Source organism: Streptomyces spectabilis (assembly GCF_008704795.1).
GTDB lineage: Bacteria > Actinomycetota > Actinomycetes > Streptomycetales > Streptomycetaceae > Streptomyces > Streptomyces spectabilis.
This window is the reverse complement of record NZ_CP023690.1, coordinates 8,237,649-8,254,802: the sequence shown is the minus strand read 5'-3', so window position 1 is coordinate 8,254,802 and position 17,154 is coordinate 8,237,649. Positions and strand designations below refer to the sequence as shown.

Sequence of the window (17,154 nt, the reverse complement as noted above, 5' to 3'; positions counted from 1 at the left end):
GGTGGTGGTCAGCTCGTCGTGCCCAAGGCCCGTTGGACCAGGTCGGCAACGTCCATCGCGTCGATCAGTTCCGCGTCCGCGCTCACATCGGTATCCGTATCGGCCTGAGTCCCAGTCCCGGTCCCGGCATCCGCCTCGGCGAGGCCGAGGAGGGCGTCGAGCACCCCGGCCTCCTTGAACCGGGCGAGCGGCACGGACGCCAGGACCCGCCTGAGGTCGTCCTCCCGCCCCGCGAGAGTGTCGTCGGCCTCCCGGAGGAGCTCGGTGCGCAGATGGCCGACCAGCGCCTCCGGGGTGGGGTAGTCGAAGATCAGCGTGGCGGGCAGGCGCAGTCCGGTCGCCCCGTGCAGGCTGTTGCGCAGATTGACGGCGGCCAGCGAGTCGAAGCCGACCTCCTGGAAGGCCTGGCGCGGGCCGATGCCCTCCGCGCCGCCGTGGCCGAGGACCGTCGAGGCGTGGCCGCGGACCAGGCGCAGCAGGAGGCGGTTCTGCTCGGCGTCGGAGACCGCCCGCAAGGAGGCCGCGAGGGATGCCGCGGCGTCGCTGTCCTCGCCGTCGTCCCGCGCCGCGTCGAGGACCGCCTTCGCCTCGGGCAGCTCGGCCAGCAAGGGGCTGCCGCGCACGGACGTGAACGCGGGGACGAACGCGCCCCAGTCCATGTCGGCCACCGTCACGAACTTCTCGTCGCCCCGCGCCGCCTGCACCATCGCGGTCACGGCCAGCTGCGGCGCCATGGGCAGGACGCCCCGGCGGCGCAGCTGGGCGAGGGCGGCCTCGTCCATGCCGACGCCAATTCCGTCGAGGGCTCCCCAGGCGATCGACGTCGCCCGCAGCCCCCGGGCGCGGCGCCGCTCGACCAGGGCGTCCAGGACCGCGTTCGCCGCTCCGGACAGGCCCTGCCCGCCGCCGCCCCACACGCCGGCGATCGAGGAGAAGACGACGAACGCGTCGAGCGGCGTGTCCTCGAACAGCTCGTCGAGACACACCGCCGTGTCCACCTTGGCCGCGAACACCTCGGCGACGTCGTGCGCGCCGGTGTCGTCGACGGCGCTGGTCCAGGTGAGGTCGGCCGCGTGCACGACCGCCGTGAGGGGCTGCTCCGGGTCGGTCTCGGACACGAGGCGCACGAGCGCGTCCCGGTCGGTGTCCGCGCAGGACTCCACCACGGTGGCGAGACCCAACCCGGCGAGTTCGGCCCGGAGTTCGGCAGGTCCGCCGTCGGGTGCGTGCGGGGTGGTGGTGACGAGGAGCCGTTCGACGCCGGAGAGCGCGAGCCACAACGAGACGTGCCTGCCGAGCCCTTCGGCGCCGCCGGTCACCAGGACCGTGCCCCGGGGCTGCCAGGCGTCGGCGCCGGTGGACTGCGGCACGGCCTTGCGGACCAGCCTGCGCGCGTAAACGCCCGACCTGCGGACCGCCAGCTGGTCCTCGCCAGTGGCGGAGTTCAGCACGCCGAGGAGGTACGGGGCCGTGCGCGGGTCGGCCGCGGCGGGCAGGTCGATCAGGCCGCCCCACCGGTCGGGCCGTTCGAGCGCGGCGGCGCGGCCGAGGCCCCAGAGCGCCGCCTGGGCCGGTGCGGTGAGGGTGTCGTGGATGCCGATGTTCACCGCGCCCCTGGTGACGCACCACAGCGGCGGGGTGGCGCCGGTGTCCCCCAGGGCCTGGATCAGGGCGAGCGCCGCCGCCGTGACGGCGGCCGGGTCCTGCGGGCCGCCGCGCGTGCCCCGGTCCAGGGAGAGCAGCGAGAGCACCCCGGCCACGTCGTGCGCGGCGAGGACTCCGGCAAGGCGCTCGGCGAGCCGCTCCCGGCTGCCGTCGCACACGCCGACCTCCAGCGGCACCGCGTCGAGCCCGAGACGGGTCAGCTCCTCCAGGAGCGCGTCGGTTCCGCTGTCGTCGGTGCGTTCGGCGGGTACGACGACCAGCCACCGGCCACCGGGCACCCCGGCGGCTTCGCGTGCGAGGGGCTGCCAGGTGACGTGGTAGCGCAGCTTCTCGGCCGTCGACCGGCGGCGGCGCTTCCCGCGCCACTCGGCGAGCACGGGCACGAGGGCGGTGAGCGCGCCGAGCTGGTCGCCCGACGCCGTCTCCAGGAGTTCGCCGAGTGAGTCCACGTCGGCCTGCTCGACCGCGGCCCAGAAGTCGGAGTCCTCGCCCTCGGCCGCGTCGGCGGCGCCGACGGCCGTCTCGGCCTCGCGCAGCCAGTAGTGCTGGCGGTCGAAGGCGTACGTCGGCAACTCCGTGTACGCGGCCCCGGAACCGGGCGGCAGCACACCGGCCCAGGAGACGGCCACGCCCCGTACGAACAGCTCGGCCATCGACGTCAGCAGCCGCCGCAGGCCGCCCTCCTCGCGCCGCAGGGATCCGGTCACCACCGCGTCGGCGTCGACGGCCTCGCTGACGGGCTGCACCAGGACGGGGTGGGCACTGACCTCCACGAACACGCCATGGCCTTGCGCGAGCAGCTCGGCCACGGCCGGTCCGAAGCCCACCTGACCGCGCAGATTGCGGTACCAGTACGCGCCGTCCAGGGCCCCAGCGTCCTCCACCCAACTGCCCGTGACAGTCGAGTAGAACGGCACCACCGGGGCTTTCGCACTCACCCCGGCCAGAGCTTCGGCGAGGGTGTCGCGGACGTCCTCGACATGGCGGGTGTGCGAGGCGTAGTCCACCGCCACGCGCCGCACCCGCACACCGTCATCGGAGAGCACCTGGAGAACCTCGTCCAAGGCCTCGGCATCGCCCGCGACCACCACCGACGACGGGCTGTTCACCGCGGCCACCTCGACCCGTCCCGCCCACGGCTCCAGGCGCGGGGCCGCGTCCTCCGCGCCAAGGGCGACGGACGCCATGCCGCCGCGCCCGGCCAGCGCGGTGGCGATGGCCTGGCTACGCAAGGCCACCACTCGGGCCGCGTCCTCAAGGGACAACGCACCCGCCACGCACGCGGCCGCGATCTCGCCTTGCGAGTGACCGAGCACCGCGTCCGCTTCGACCCCGACCGACGCCCACATCGCCGCCAGAGCCACCATCACCGCGAAACTCGCGGGCTGCACCACATCCACCCGCTCAAGGAACTCGGGCTCGACCTCACCTCGTAGTACGTCGACCAGCGACCAGTCCACCCACCGCTCCAACGCGGCCGCGCACTCCCCGACCCGCTCGGCGAACACCGGCGAGGAGTCGAGCAGTTCACGCCCCATCCCCACCCACTGCGAACCCTGCCCCGGGAACACCCACACCACCTTGCCGGGCGCACGCGATGCGGCGCTGCCGGACACCAGGTGGGGACCGCTCTCGCCCCGGGTCAGCGCGCGCAGCCCGGTTAGTGCCTCCGCAGGCGAGTCGGCCACCACGACCGCACGCTCACCGAGGACGGCCCGACCCGACACCAACGAACCGGCCACCCCCGCCAGCGACGAACCACCGGCACCCGACTCCACGTACGACGCGAGCCGACCGGCCTGCCCGGCCAACGAGCTCCGGCTGCGCGCCGACACCACCAACGGGACCACACCCACCGGCACCGGCTCCTCCGACACCGGCTCCTCAGGCAGCTCCTCAGGCGGCTCCTCCAGGATCACGTGGGCGTTCGTGCCGCTGGCTCCGAAGGCGGAGACCCCGGCCCGGCGCGGACGGCCGTTCCGCGGCCACTCACGGCCCTCGGTCAGCAGCTCCACCGCGCCCGCCGACCAGTCCACCTCAGCTGTGGGCTCGTCCACATGCAGGGTCGGAGGCATGACGCCGTGCCGCAGCGCAAGGACCATCTTGATCACGCCCGCCACGCCCGCGGCGGCCTGGGTGTGGCCGATGTTGGACTTCAACGAGCCGAGCCACAGGGGACGTTCGGGGTCCCGCTCCTGCCCGTACGTGGCGAGGAGCGCCTGCGCCTCGATCGGGTCGCCGAGCGCTGTGCCGGTCCCATGGGCCTCCACCACGTCCACGTCGGACGGAGACAGCCCCGCGTTCGCCAGGGCCCGGCGGATCACCCGCTGCTGCGAGGGGCCGTTCGGGGCGGTGAGCCCGTTCGAGGCGCCGTCCTGGTTCACCGCACTGCCCCGCAGCACCGCGAGGACGCGGTGGCCGCGCTCCCGCGCCACCGAGAGACGCTCAAGGAGCACCACGCCCACGCCCTCGGACCAGCCGGTGCCGTCGGCCGTCGAGGAGAAGGCCTTGCAGCGCCCGTCGGCGGACAGACCGCGCTGCCGGGAGAACTCCAGGAAGGCGTCCGGGCCGGCCATCACGGTCGCACCACCGGCCAGGGCCATCGAGCACTCACCCTGCCGCAGCGCCTGCGCGGCCAGATGGATCGCCACCAGGGACGACGAACACGCCGTGTCCACCGTCACCGCGGGACCCTCGAAGCCGAACGCGTACGACACCCGGCCCGACGCCACGCTCGACGCCGTGCCGGTCATGAGATAGCCCTGCACGTCCTCGGGCACCTGGTGGAGCCGGGTCACGTAGTCGTGGTGGACGATCCCGGTGAAGACGCCGATGTCGCTGCCCCTGGCCGACAGGGGGTCGACGCCCGCCCGTTCCAGGGCCTCCCACGACGTTTCGAGGAGCAGCCGCTGCTGCGGGTCCATGGCGAGGGCCTCGCGCGGCGAGATGCCGAAGAGCCCGGCGTCGAACCGCGCGGCCTCGTGGAGGAAGCCGCCCGAGCGCGTGTAGCTCGTACCGGGGTGGGCCGGGTCCGGGTGGTACAACCCCTCCAGGTCCCAGTCGCGGTCCACCGGGAAGCCCGAGACCGCGTCCCGGCCCTCCACGAGCAGCTGCCACAGCTCCTCGGGGCTGTCGGCACCGCCCGGCAGCCGGCTGCTCATCGCGACGATCGCGATCGGCTCGTCGGAGGCCGCCGCCGTCGTGGTGGGCGCGGGCACCACGGGCCGCTCGCCGAGCAGTTCGGCACGCAGGAAGCCCGCGAGGTGGTCGGGGGTCGGGTAGTCGAAGACCAGGGTGCTGGGCAGGTCGACGCCGGTGAAGTCGCGCAGGCGGTTGCGGAGCTTGACCGCGCTGAGGGAGTCGAAGCCGAGGCTGTTGAAGGGCTGCCCGTCGTCGAAGCCGTCCCCGTCGCGGTGGCCGAGTACGACCGCGGTGCTCTCCCGCACCAGGGCGAGCACCACCCGGTGCTGCTCCGCGGCCGGAAGGCCGGCCAGCCGGTCGGCGACGGTGTCTCCGGGGCCTTCCTTCCGCGTCACCACGCGGCGGGTGACGGTGCCGGAGGCGGCCGGTGCGTCGGCGGCCTCGTGCGCAGCGGGGTGCTCATCGCCCGCGCCGTTCCCGCTCGGGGCCCTGAGGTCCAACGGGCCGAGCGCCGCGACGGGTTCGCCGTCCGCGTCGGCCAGCTCCAGCAGATGGCGGCCGTCCCGCTGGGGCGTGATCCGCAGCCGCAGGGCGGCGGCGCCCTCCGCGTACACCGCGAGACCGGCGCAGGCGGCGAGTTCACGGTCCGGGTGGGCGTCGTCGTCCGGTGCGGGGTCCGCGGCGGTACGAGCGGCCAGGACGCGCAGGGCGGTGTCGACGAGGACCGGGTGCAGCGTGAACTCGGACGCCTCGGCGGCCAGTTCGCCGGGGAGCGTGATCTCCGCGCAAGTGCGGCCGTCGTGCCGCCACACCCGCGCCCCGGGCAGGAGAACAGCGGCGTCCGAGGCGGGCGGCTGCCAGGTCCGCAGGTCGAAGGCCGGGCGCGGCGCTCCGGGGACGAGCACCGCTCGGGCGTGGCACGTCCAGGGCTCCCGCTGCGGGCCGTCGGCAGCGGGGCGGCCGTGGACGGCGACGCGGCGGCGGCCGTCCGGGGCCGGGGCGGCCACGGACACCCGCACGTGGGTGTGGCCGCGCTCCGCCACCGTCAACGGGGCCTCGACGGCGATCTGTTCGACGCTGCCGCAGTCCACTTCGTCACCGGCCCTGACGATCATGTCCAGGAGTACGGCGGCCGGGATCCTGGTGGTGCCGTCGGCCGCCGGGGGTCCGGGGAGGCGGCCCGGTCCGCGCGGCGCGAGCCGTCCGGTGAGCACGACGCCGCCGCTGCCGTCGGCGTCGCCCGGCACGTCGACGACGGTGCCGAGCAGCGGGTGCCGGGCGCTGGTGGTGCCGAGCGCTTCCGCGCCCGCCGGTGCGGCGCCGTCGGACTCGACCCAGTACCGCTGGTGCTGGAAGGCGTAGGTGGGCAGGGCGGTTCCGAGCGCCGCGTCCGGGTCTCCGAGTACGGCCGTCCAGTCCACCCGGGCGCCGCGCACGTGCAGTTCCGCGAGCGCGGTCAGGACGTCGACGGCTTCCGCGCCGTCCTTGCGCAGGGTGGCGACGCAGCTCCGCTGCGGTGCGCCGGGGGCGCCGTGCGCCAGCGCGGCGAGGGCTCCGCCCGGGCCCAGTTCGAGGAACGTCGTCGCGCCCCGCCGGCCCAGCTCGGTGACGGCGTCGCCGAAGCGGACCGTGTTCCGCACCTGGTCGGCCCAGTAGCCGGGGGTGGCGAGCTGCCCGTCCCCGGCGAGGCCGCCGGTGAGCGTGGAGACGACGGGAAGGTGACCCGGCCGGTAGGGAAGGCGCTCCGCGACCGCGCGGAACTCGTCGAGCATGGGTTCCATGAGCGGCGAGTGGAAGGCGTGGCTCACCGACAGCCTGCGCGTCTTGCGGCCCCGGCGCGCCAGTTCGTCGGCGGCGGCGAGCACCGCGTTCTCGGCGCCGGAGAGCACCACGGCGTCGGGGCCGTTGACCGCGGCCACGCAGACCGCTCCCCGTGCGCGGGCGAGCAGCGGTGCGACGTCGGCCTCGGTGGCCTGCACGGCGACCATCGCGCCGCCTTCGGGCAGGGCCTGCATCAACCGGCCGCGTGCGGCGACCAGTTCGCCCGCTTCGGCCAGGCCGAGGACGCCGGAGACGTGCGCGGCGGTGAGCTCCCCGATGGAGTGCCCGGCGAGGAGGTCCGGCCGCACCCCCCAGGACTCGAAGAGCCGGAACAGCGCCGTCTCCAGGGCGAACAGGGCGGCCTGCGTGTACATGGTCCGGCCGAGGAGTTCGCTGCCGGGCGCTCCGGGCGCGGCGAACACCACGTCGTGCAGGGGGCGTGCCACGAGCCCGCTCAGATGCTCCTCCACGGCGGCGCACGCGGCGGCGAAGGCGTCCCGGAAGACCGGGTACGTGGCGGCCAGTTCGCGGCCCATGCCCGCCCACTGGCTGCCCTGACCGGTGAAGAGGACGGCGAGTCCGCCCGCGACCGGGGTGCCGGAGACGACCGCGGGGCTCTCCTCGCCCCCGCCGATGGCGCGGAGGTCCGCGCCGAGCCGCGGCCTGTCGGAGGCCAGGACGACGGCGCGGTGGTCGAGCCGGGGGCGTGTGGTGGCGAGGGCGTGCGCCACGTCGGTGAGGCGTGCGTCGGGCCTGCCGTCGAGGAAGCGGGCGAGCCGGTCGGCCTGGCCGCGCAGCCCGGCGGACGTCCGCGCCGACAGGGGCACGGGCACCGGCACCGGGAGCTCCGCCGCGTCCCGAGGGGCGGGCCCGGGCGCGGGGGCAGCGGTCTGCTCGGGGGCCTCTTCCAGGACGACGTGCGCGTTGGTGCCGCCGATGCCGAAGGAGGACACCCCGGCCCGGCGCGGCCGGCCGTTCCGCGGCCAGTCACGGGCCTCGGTCAGCAGCTCCACGGCGCCCGCGGACCAGTCGACGCGCGACGAGGGGCGGTCCACGTGCAGCGTCCTGGGGAGCGTGTCGTGGCGCAGGGCCATGACCATCTTGATCACGCCCGCGACGCCCGCCGCCGCCTGGGTGTGCCCGATGTTCGACTTCACGGACCCGAGCCACAGCGGCCGTCCGGCGGGCCGGTCCTGGCCGTACGTCGCCAGGAGCGCCTGCGCCTCGATCGGGTCGCCCAGCGTCGTGCCGGTGCCGTGCGCCTCCACGGCGTCCACGTCGGACGGGGCGAGGCCCGCTCCGGCGAGGGCCCTGCGGATCACCCGCTGCTGCGCGGGGCCGTTGGGGGCCGTCAGGCCGTTCGACGCGCCGTCCTGGTTCACGGCGGAGCCGCGGACCACGGCCAGGACGGGGTGGCCCAGGCGGCGGGCGTCGGAGAGGCGCTCCACGAGGAGCAGTCCCGCGCCCTCGGACCAGCCGGTGCCGTCGGCGCCGTCCGCGAACGCCTTGCACCGGCCGTCGGGGGCGAGCCCGCGCTGCCGGGAGAACTCGACGAACGTCTCCACGGTGCCCATCACCATCACGCCGCCCGCCAGGGCCATGGAGCACTCGCCCCGGTTCAGGGACTGCGCCGCCATGTGCAGGGCCACCAGGGAGGAGGAGCAGGCCGTGTCGACCGTGATGGCGGGGCCCTCGAAGCCGAAGTGGTAGGCGACGCGGCCGGAGGTGACGCTGCCGGAGCCGCCGGTGAGGCGGAACCCCTCCACGCCGGACGCCCGGTGCATCCGCACGCTGTAGTCGTGGCTGTTGACGCCGACGAAGACGCCGACGTCCCGCCCGGCAAGGGCGGTCGGGTCGATCGCGGCCCGCTCGAACGCCTCCCAGGACGTTTCGAGCAGCAGCCGCTGCTGCGGGTCCATGGCGAGGGCCTCGTTCGGGGAGATGCCGAAGAAGGCGGCGTCGAACCCGGCGGCGTCGTCGAGGAAGGCGCCGTGGCGCACGTAGGTGGTGCCCTCGTGGTCGGGGTCCGCGTGGAAGAGCCGGTCGGTGTCCCAGCCCCGGTCGTCGGGGAACTCGGTGACCGCGTCGATCCCTTCGGACACCACCCGCCAGAGGTCCTCCGGGCTGTGGGCTCCGGCGGGGAAGCGGCACGCCATGGCCACGATCGCGATCGGCTCGTCGGCCGTCCGCGCGGGTGCGCCGGTCTCGGCCGGAGGCTCCGGCCGTACGCCGAGGAGCTTCTCGCCCAGGTGTCCGGCGAGCGCGGCCGGCTTCGGATAGTCGAAGATCATCGCCGGGGAGAGGGTGAGCCCGGTCGCGGCGGCGAGCCGGTTGCGCAGCTCCACGGCGGTCAGCGAGTCGAACCCGGCCTCCTTGAAGGTCCGGTCCGCCCGCACGGCGTCGGCGGTGGTGTGCCCGAGCACCTCGGCGGCGTGCCTGCGCACCAGGTCGACCAGGGCCTCGGTCCGCTCGGCGGCGCCGAGTCCCGCGACGCGCTCCCGCAGCGACGCGGACCCGGCGGGGGCGGCCGCCCGCGCCGTGGGCCGCGGCGACGGCGCGAGGCCGCGCAGCAGGGGCGGCAGCGGCCCCTCTGCGGCGGTCGCCCGCAGGCCGGGTACGTCGAACTTGGCCGCCACCAGCGGACCGGCCGTGCGCAGGGCGGCGTCCAGGAGCGCCATGCCCTCGGCCGAGGACAGGCCCACCATGCCGATGCGCCGGTTGCGCCGCAGGTCGGCGGCGCCCAGGTGCTCGGTCATGCCGCTGGCCGTCGCCCAGTAGCCCCATGCCAGGGACACCGCGGGCAGTCCCGCGCGGTGGCGTCGGCGCGCCAGGGCGTCCAGCGCGGCGTTGGCCGCGGCGTAGTTGGCCTGCCCGGGGTTGCCGAGGACACCCGCCGCCGAGGAGTACAGGACGAACGCGGCGAGGTCCAGGTCCCGGGTCAGCTCGTGCAGGTGCAGGGCGGCGTCCAGCTTCGGCCGCAGCACGGTGTCGACGCGTTCGGGGCTCAGCTCGGTGAGCACCCCGTCGTCCAGGACCCCGGCGGCGTGCACGACGGCGGTGAGCGGATGCGCGGCCGGTATCGCCCGCAGCAGCCGCGCCACCTGGGCGCGGTCCGCCGTGTCGCAGGCGGCGACGGTGACGGACGCGCCGAGTCCGGTCAGCTCGTCGCGCAGTTCCGGGGCCTCGCCCCGGCGCCCGGCCAGGACCAGGTGCCGGACGCCGTGCGCCGTGACCAGGTGCCGTGCCGTCACGGCGCCGAGCGTTCCGGTGCCGCCGGTGATCAGTACGGTGCCCTCGGGGTCGAGCGGCCGGGGCAGCGGCCCGCCCTCCGGGACGGGCACGGGCACGGGCACGCGGGAAAGGCGGGGCACCGTCGCGACACCGCCGCGCACCCTCAGCTGCGGTTCACCGCTGAGCACCACGGCGGGCAGGGCGTCCCGGGACGCCTCGTCGAGGTCCACGAGGACGATCCGGCCCGGGTGCTCCGACTGCGCCGAGCGCACCAGGCCCCACACCGCGGCCGCGTCGAGTTCGGCGCAGTCCGCGGTGACGACGGCGATCCGGGTCTCCGCGAGGGCGGGCTCGGCAAGCCAGGCCTGGAGCACGGCCAGCGTCGCATTGACCGGGACACGGGGGTCGGCGGCCGCGCGCACTGCTTCGTGCACGAGAACGTCAGGGACGGCCCGCCCCGTCCCGTCCGGCCCGGCGACGGCAGTGACGTCCTCGCCGGTCACCACGGTCACGAGGTCGAGCGGGCACTCGACGGCGGGCAGCGGCAGCGCCGTCCAGTCGACCGCGAACAGGGCGTCGCCCGCCAACTCACCTGCACTCAGGGCCTGTTCGGGAGACAGGGCTGCTGCTCCGCGTACGGATGCGACGGTCATCACGGGCTGCCCCGTGGGGTCGGTGAGGCACAGGCCGGTGCCCTCCAAAGACGTCTCGCCCGCTCGCACGCGGAGCGCGGTGGCGCCCGACGCCAGCAGGGTCACCCCGGTCCACACCGCCGGAACCATGCCGTCGGGGACGACCGTGCGGGCGGCGGCGTCCAGCAGCACGGGGTGCACGCCGTAACGACCCGCGTCACGCAGCGCGGCGCCGTCCAGTGCGACGTCGGTCGTGGGTCCGGCCGCCGAGACCTCGGCGGCACCGGTCGACAGCGTGCCGTGCGCGTGGCGGGTCCACCGCGCGTCCAACGGGGCGTCCCCGGCACGGGAGTAGACCTCCACCGACCGCCGTCCCGTGCCGTCCGGCTCCCCGACGACGACCTGGACGGCACGGCTGTCCCGCCGCGGCAGCACCACGGGCGCGTCGACGGTCAGTTCGTCGAGTACGGGCGTCGCGGCGAGGTCGCCGAGCCGGATGGCCACCTCGACCAGGGCCGCGTTCGGCGCCACGACCACGTCCGCCACCAGGTGGTCCCCGAGCCAGGGCTGCGACCGGAGCGACCACCTCGATGTGGCCATGAGACCACCGGAGTCCGGCATGCCGACGACCGCGCCGAGCAGCGGATGACCACCCGCCGTCTGCCCGAGCGAGGCCGCGTCGGTGGCCTGCGCGGCCGCATCGAGCCAGTAGTGCTGGTGGTCGAAGGCGTACGTCGGCAACTCCATGTACGCGGAACCGGATCCGACCCCGGCGGGCAGCACGGCCGCCCAGTCCACGGCCACGCCCCGTACGAACAGCTCGGCCATGGAGGTCAGCAGCCGCCGCAGGCCCCCTTCGTCGCGGCGCAGCGACCCGGTCACGACGGCGTCGACACCGCTCTCGTCCACGGCCTCGGTCACCGGCTGGACCAGGACGGGGTGGGCGCTGACCTCCACGAACACGCCATGGCCCTGCGCGAGCAGCTCGGCCACGGCCGGTCCGAAGCCCACCTGACCACGCAGATTGCGGTACCAGTACGCGCCGTCCAGGGCCCCGGCGTCCTCCACCCAACTGCCCGTGACAGTCGAGAAGAACGGCACCACCGGGGCTTTCGCACTCACCCCGGCCAGAGCTTCGGCAAGGGTGTCGCGGATGTCCTCCACATGACGGGTGTGCGAGGCGTAATCCACGGCCACGCGCCGCACCCTCACCCCGTCATCGGAGAGCACCTGGAGGACCTCATCCAAGGCCTCGGCATCACCGGCGACCACCACGGACGACGGCCCGTTGACGGCCGCGACCTCAACCCGGTCCGACCAGGCCTCCAGACGCCCGGCCGCCTCGCCCTCGCCGAGCGCAACCGACGCCATGCCACCCCGCCCGGCCAACCGTGCGGCAATGGCCTGACTCCGCAACGCCACCACCCGGGCCGCATCCTCAAGGGACAGCGCACCCGCCACACAGGCCGCCGCGATCTCGCCTTGCGAGTGACCCAGCACCGCGTCCGCTTCGACCCCGACCGACGCCCACACCGCCGCCAACCCCACCATCACCGCGAAACTCGCGGGCTGCACCACATCCACCCGCTCAAGAAACTCGGGCTCAACCTCACCCCGTAGTACGTCGACCAGCGACCAGTCCACCCACCGCTCCAACGCGGCCGCACACTCCCCCACCCGCTCAGCGAACACCGGCGAGGAGTCGAGCAGCTCACGCCCCATCCCCACCCACTGCGAACCCTGACCCGGGAACACCCACACCACCTTGCCCGGCGTGCCCGAACTCCCCCTTACAGACACCAGGTTCGGCCCACTCTCGCCCCGCGCGAGCGCCCGTAGACCGGTCAGCGCCTCCGCAGACGATTCGGCCACCACCACCGCACGCTCGTCCAGGACGGCCCGGCCCGACACCAACGCCCCGGCAACACCCGCCAGCGTGACGCCACCAGCGCCCGACTCCACGTACGACGCGAGCCGACCGGCCTGACCCGCCAGCGAAGCGGCACTGCGCGCCGACACCACCAACGGCACCACACCCACCGGCAGCGACTCCCCAACGGCCGACCCCTCAGGCGCCTCCTCCAGAATCAGATGCGCATTCGTCCCACTCACACCGAACGACGACACACCCGCCCGCCGTGCACGCCCACCGCGCGGCCACTCCCGCGCCTCCGTCAGCAGCTCCACCGCACCCACCGACCAGTCCACCTCGGCCGTGGGCTCGGCCACATGCAAGGTGGCCGGGAGGAGCCCGTGCCGCAGCGCCAGGACCATCTTGATCACACCGGCCACACCGGCGGCGGCCTGGGTGTGCCCGATGTTGGACTTCAACGAGCCGAGCCACAGCGGCTGTTCCGGGTCCCGGCCCTGCCCGTACGTCGCGAGCAGCGCCTGCGCCTCGATCGGGTCACCCAGGGCCGTCCCGGTCCCGTGGGCCTCCACCGCGTCCACGTCGGCCGCGTTCAGCCCGGCTGCGGCGAGCGCCTTGCGGATCACGCGCTGTTGCGACAGGCCGTTGGGGGCAGTCAGGCCGTTGGAGGCGCCGTCCTGGTTCACCGCGCTGCCCCGCAGCACGGCCAGGACCCGGTGCCCGCGCTCCCGCGCCACCGACAGGCGCTCCAGGACCACCACACCCGCGCCCTCGGCCCAGCCCGTGCCGTCGGCCGACGACGAGAACGCCTTGCACCGCCCGTCAGGCGCCAGAGCCCGCTGCCGGGAGAACTCCACGAACGTACCCGGCGTGGCCATCACCGTCGCGCCTCCGGCGAGGGCCATCGAGCACTCGCCCTGCCGCAGCGCCTGCGCCGCCAGATGGATCGCCACCAGGGACGACGAGCACGCCGTGTCCACCGTCACCGCGGGACCCTCGAAACCGAGGACGTACGACACCCGGCCCGACGCCACACTGCCCGCCGAGCCCGTGCTGGCGAAGCCCTCCACCTCGGGTGCGACGAGGCCGGTACCGGTCGCCCCATAGCCCTGGCCGAACACGCCGGAGAACACCCCGGCGTCGGAGCCCTTCAGCGACAGCGGGTCGATGCCCGACCGTTCCAGAGCCTCCCACGACGTTTCGAGGAGCAGCCGCTGCTGCGGGTCCATGGCGAGGGCCTCACGCGGCGAGATGCCGAAGAACCCGGCGTCGAAGAGCCCCGCCCCGCGCAGGAAGCCTCCCTGGTCGGTGGAGGAGGTGCCCGCACGGTCCGGGTCCGTGTCGAAGAGGCCCTCCAGGTCCCAGCCCCGGTCCTCGGGGAAGCCCGACACCGCGTCCCGCCCCTCGGACACCAGCCGCCACAGATCCCCCGGGCCCGCCACTCCCCCCGGCAACCGGCACGCCATGCCCACGATCGCGAGCGGTTCGCCGGGGTCGGCCGCGAGGGCGGGTTCGGTCACCGGCCGGGTGACTCCGCCGAGGATCTCCGCGCGCAACCGGGCCGCCAGGGCCTCAGGGGTGGGGTGGTCGAAGACGACGGTGGTGGGCAGCGGCAGGCCCGTGCTCTCCGTCAGCCGGTTGCGCAGTTCGACGACGGCCATCGAGGTGAGGCCCAGGTCGCGGAAGGCCCGGTCGGACGGTATCGCTTCGGGCCCCGACCGATGCAGCACGGCGGCGGCGTGCGTACGGACCAGGTCGTCGAGGAGCACCCGTCGCGCACGCTCGTCCAGAGCGGCGAGGCGGTCGCGCAGTGCCGCCGTGACGGCCTCGTCGGGTTCGCTCCTCCGGGACGGCGCCTGCTCCGCCAAGGCCGCGAAAAGGGGCAGCAGTTGAGAGCCGTCGGCAAGTACGCCCGGGTCGATGGACAGGAGCGTCGGCGGGTTCGTCAGCGGGTTCGCCGTCAGGGCGAGGTCGAACGCGGAGAGCAGCGGGCCGCACGCCCACCCGATGCCGTCGTCCGCCGGGCCCGGGTCGGCGGGCCCTCCGACGCGGGCGAGGAACGTGCCGGGCAGATTCCGCAGCCGCCGGTTCCGCACCACCGCCTCGACCAGGGCTCCGTCGACAGACACACCAGACGCACGAGACTCACCAGACGCGCCAGACACGCCCACGCCGGACACCGCCACGAAGGCGGCCAGTTCACTCCCGGCAGTCAACTCATCGATCAACAGGGCCAGTTCGGGGTCATCGGCAGCGTGCACCACCGCGCTCACCGGGCGGGGCGCATCGGCGAGTGCGGCCCGCAGCGGCTCAGGATTCCGCCCATCGGCAGCCACGCGTACGATGCCCGCCCCCGTCGGAGCCGGTGCGGCGACGGACTGCGTACCGGCGTCTGCGACGGAGTCGACCAGCAGGAGGCTCTCCGCCTTGTGGACCGTGACGAGCCGGTGCGCGAGCGCCGCGCCGTGCTCCGTGTCCGCCCCGGTGACCACCACCGTGCCGGTGGCTCCGGGCCAGGCTTCCGGCCCCGGCCCGTCGGCCACCGGCAGCCGCCTCAGGCGTGGGGCCAGCAGGTTGCCCGACCGCACCGCCGTCCGCGGCTCGCCGGAGGCGAGCGCGGCGAACAGCGTGTCCGGGCCCGCGTCGGCGTCGAGGTCCAGGAGGGTGAGCGCCCCCGTGCCCTCCCCCTGGAACTCCTCCTGGAACTCCTCCTGGAAGAGCGGGGCGACCGCCCACAGCGGGGCTTCGGCCACGTCCTGCGGGCCGTCCTCCGCGGTGGCCGCGACGGCGGCGCGGGTGAGCAGCACGAGGCGGGTCGTCGCCGACTCCGGACGTTCCAGCCAGGCCCGCAGCTGATCGGCCAGCAGCCGGGCGGCGGCGCGGCCCGCGGCGATCGCGGCCCCCGGTGCCGACGGGGCCGACTGGGCCGACGGGGCCGACGGGGCCGACGGCCGTACGACGACCGCCGCTTCGGGAGCCGTGCCCCCGTCGGCCACCGCCGCTCCGAGCGCCGTCAGGTCCGGGTAGTGCCGTACGTCGACACCCGCGGCCTTGAGGACGGTGCCGAGTTCGGCCGCCGGGCCCGTCGGACCGACCACGGCCCAGTTCCGCGCCGGGAGGCCGGGGTCCCCCGGTGCCGTCACCGGGGCCCAGTCCAAGGTCAACAGCCCTTCGTGGTGGCCGCTCGCCGCGTACCGCAGCCTGCTCGGCCGGTCGGCGAGGAAGCGCCTCCGCGTCTTGCCGGACGCGGTCCGGGGGATGCCGGTGACCTCGTGGATCCGCTCCGGCACCTTGTACGCGGAGAGCCGCTCGCGGCACCGGTCGAGCAGGGCCGCGGTGTCGAAGCCGGCGGGGCCGGGGACCACGTACGCGACGGGCACCTCCCCGAGCGTGTCGTGCGGCGCGCCCGCGACGGCCGCGTCGGCGACGCCCTCGACGGTGCGCAGGACCGCCTCGATCTCCTCGGGGTGGATGTTCTCACCGCCGCGGATGACGAGTTCCTTGATCCGGCCGCGGATGGTGAAGTACCCGGCGTCGTCGCGCCGGGCCAGGTCGCCGGTCCTGTACCAGCCGTCGCGCAGCGCCTCCGCGGTCGCCTCGGGGCTGTTGTGGTAGCCGACCATGACGTTCGGCCCGCTGACCCACACCTCGCCCTCCTGCCCTGCGGGGACGTCGAGCCCCGTCCTGGGGTCGACGACGCGGACCCCGACGCCCGGCACGGGCAGACCGCAGGAGCCGTCGACGCGGGCGCCGTCGGGCGGGTTGACGGTGATGGCCCCGCAGGTCTCGGTGGAGCCGTAGGCGTCGACCAGTGGGACCCCGAAGGTGTCCTCGAAGTCCCGGCGCAGGCCGGGCCCGGTGACCGCGCCGCCGACGAGGCCGATCCGCAGGGCGGGCGCGGAGAAACCGTTCTGCCGGGCGGCCGCCACCAGATGGTGGTACGTGGTGGGGACCCCGGCGAGGAACGTCGTGCCGTCCTCGTGGAGCGCCTTGATCACGTCGTCCGCGGAACTGCCGTCCATGATCCGGGCGGTGGCGCCGACCACGGTGACGGACAGGACGCACGCGATGTGCGAGAGGCTGTGGAAGAGCGGCAGCGGCCAGAGCACCCGGTCCCGCTCCGTCAGGCCCGGTATGGGGACGTAGCAGGAGGCCACGGACCAGAGGCAGTTGCGCTGCGTCGACAGGACTCCCTTGGGGCGCCCTGTCGTCCCGGACGTGTAGAACATCCAGGCCACGTCGTCGAGGCCGAGGTCGTCCCGCGCGGGCACGGGCGGCTCGGTGACGGCGAGTCCGTCGTACGCGTGCGCTCGCGGCCCTTCACAGTCCTCGGCCCCCGCCGGGACCTCACCCGTCACCAGCAGTGTGGTGGCGGGGCCCACGGCCGCCGAGCGCCGCAGCCGCTCCGCCCGCGCGGTGTCGGTGATGACCGCCGTGGCGCCGCTGTCGGCCAGTACGTACTCCAGTTCGGCGAGGGCCGAGGCAGGATCGAGTGGCACGCCGATGCCGCCGGCGCGGACGACCGCGAGGTAACTCTCCACCGTGGCCACGGTGTTGCCGAGGCAGATGGCCACCCGGTCGCCGCGGGCCACGCCCAGGCCCGCGAGGTGACCGGCGAGCCTGCGCGTCCGCGCCTCCAGGCCGCCGTAGGTGACCGTCCGCCGGTCGTCCTCGAAAGCCACCTTGTCGGGGTGGCGGGCCGCGTTCTCCAGGAGTGCGACGGGCAGCGGCTTGATGAGGTCGGTGCGCACGATGCCGCGGTTCCTTTCGGAGGGAGAAGGAGGCTCACCGGTG

Annotated in this window: 1 protein-coding gene; it reads right to left on the bottom strand. The window is 74.9% G+C overall.

The features are described 5' to 3' along the window. Positions 1–8 precede the first annotated feature (8 nt). The gene (locus CP982_RS42775; protein WP_150514169.1) at positions 9–17,111 is read right to left on the bottom strand and encodes a type I polyketide synthase; all 17,103 of its coding nucleotides are present in this window, start codon (positions 17,109–17,111) and stop codon (positions 9–11) included. Positions 17,112–17,154 lie beyond the last annotated feature (43 nt).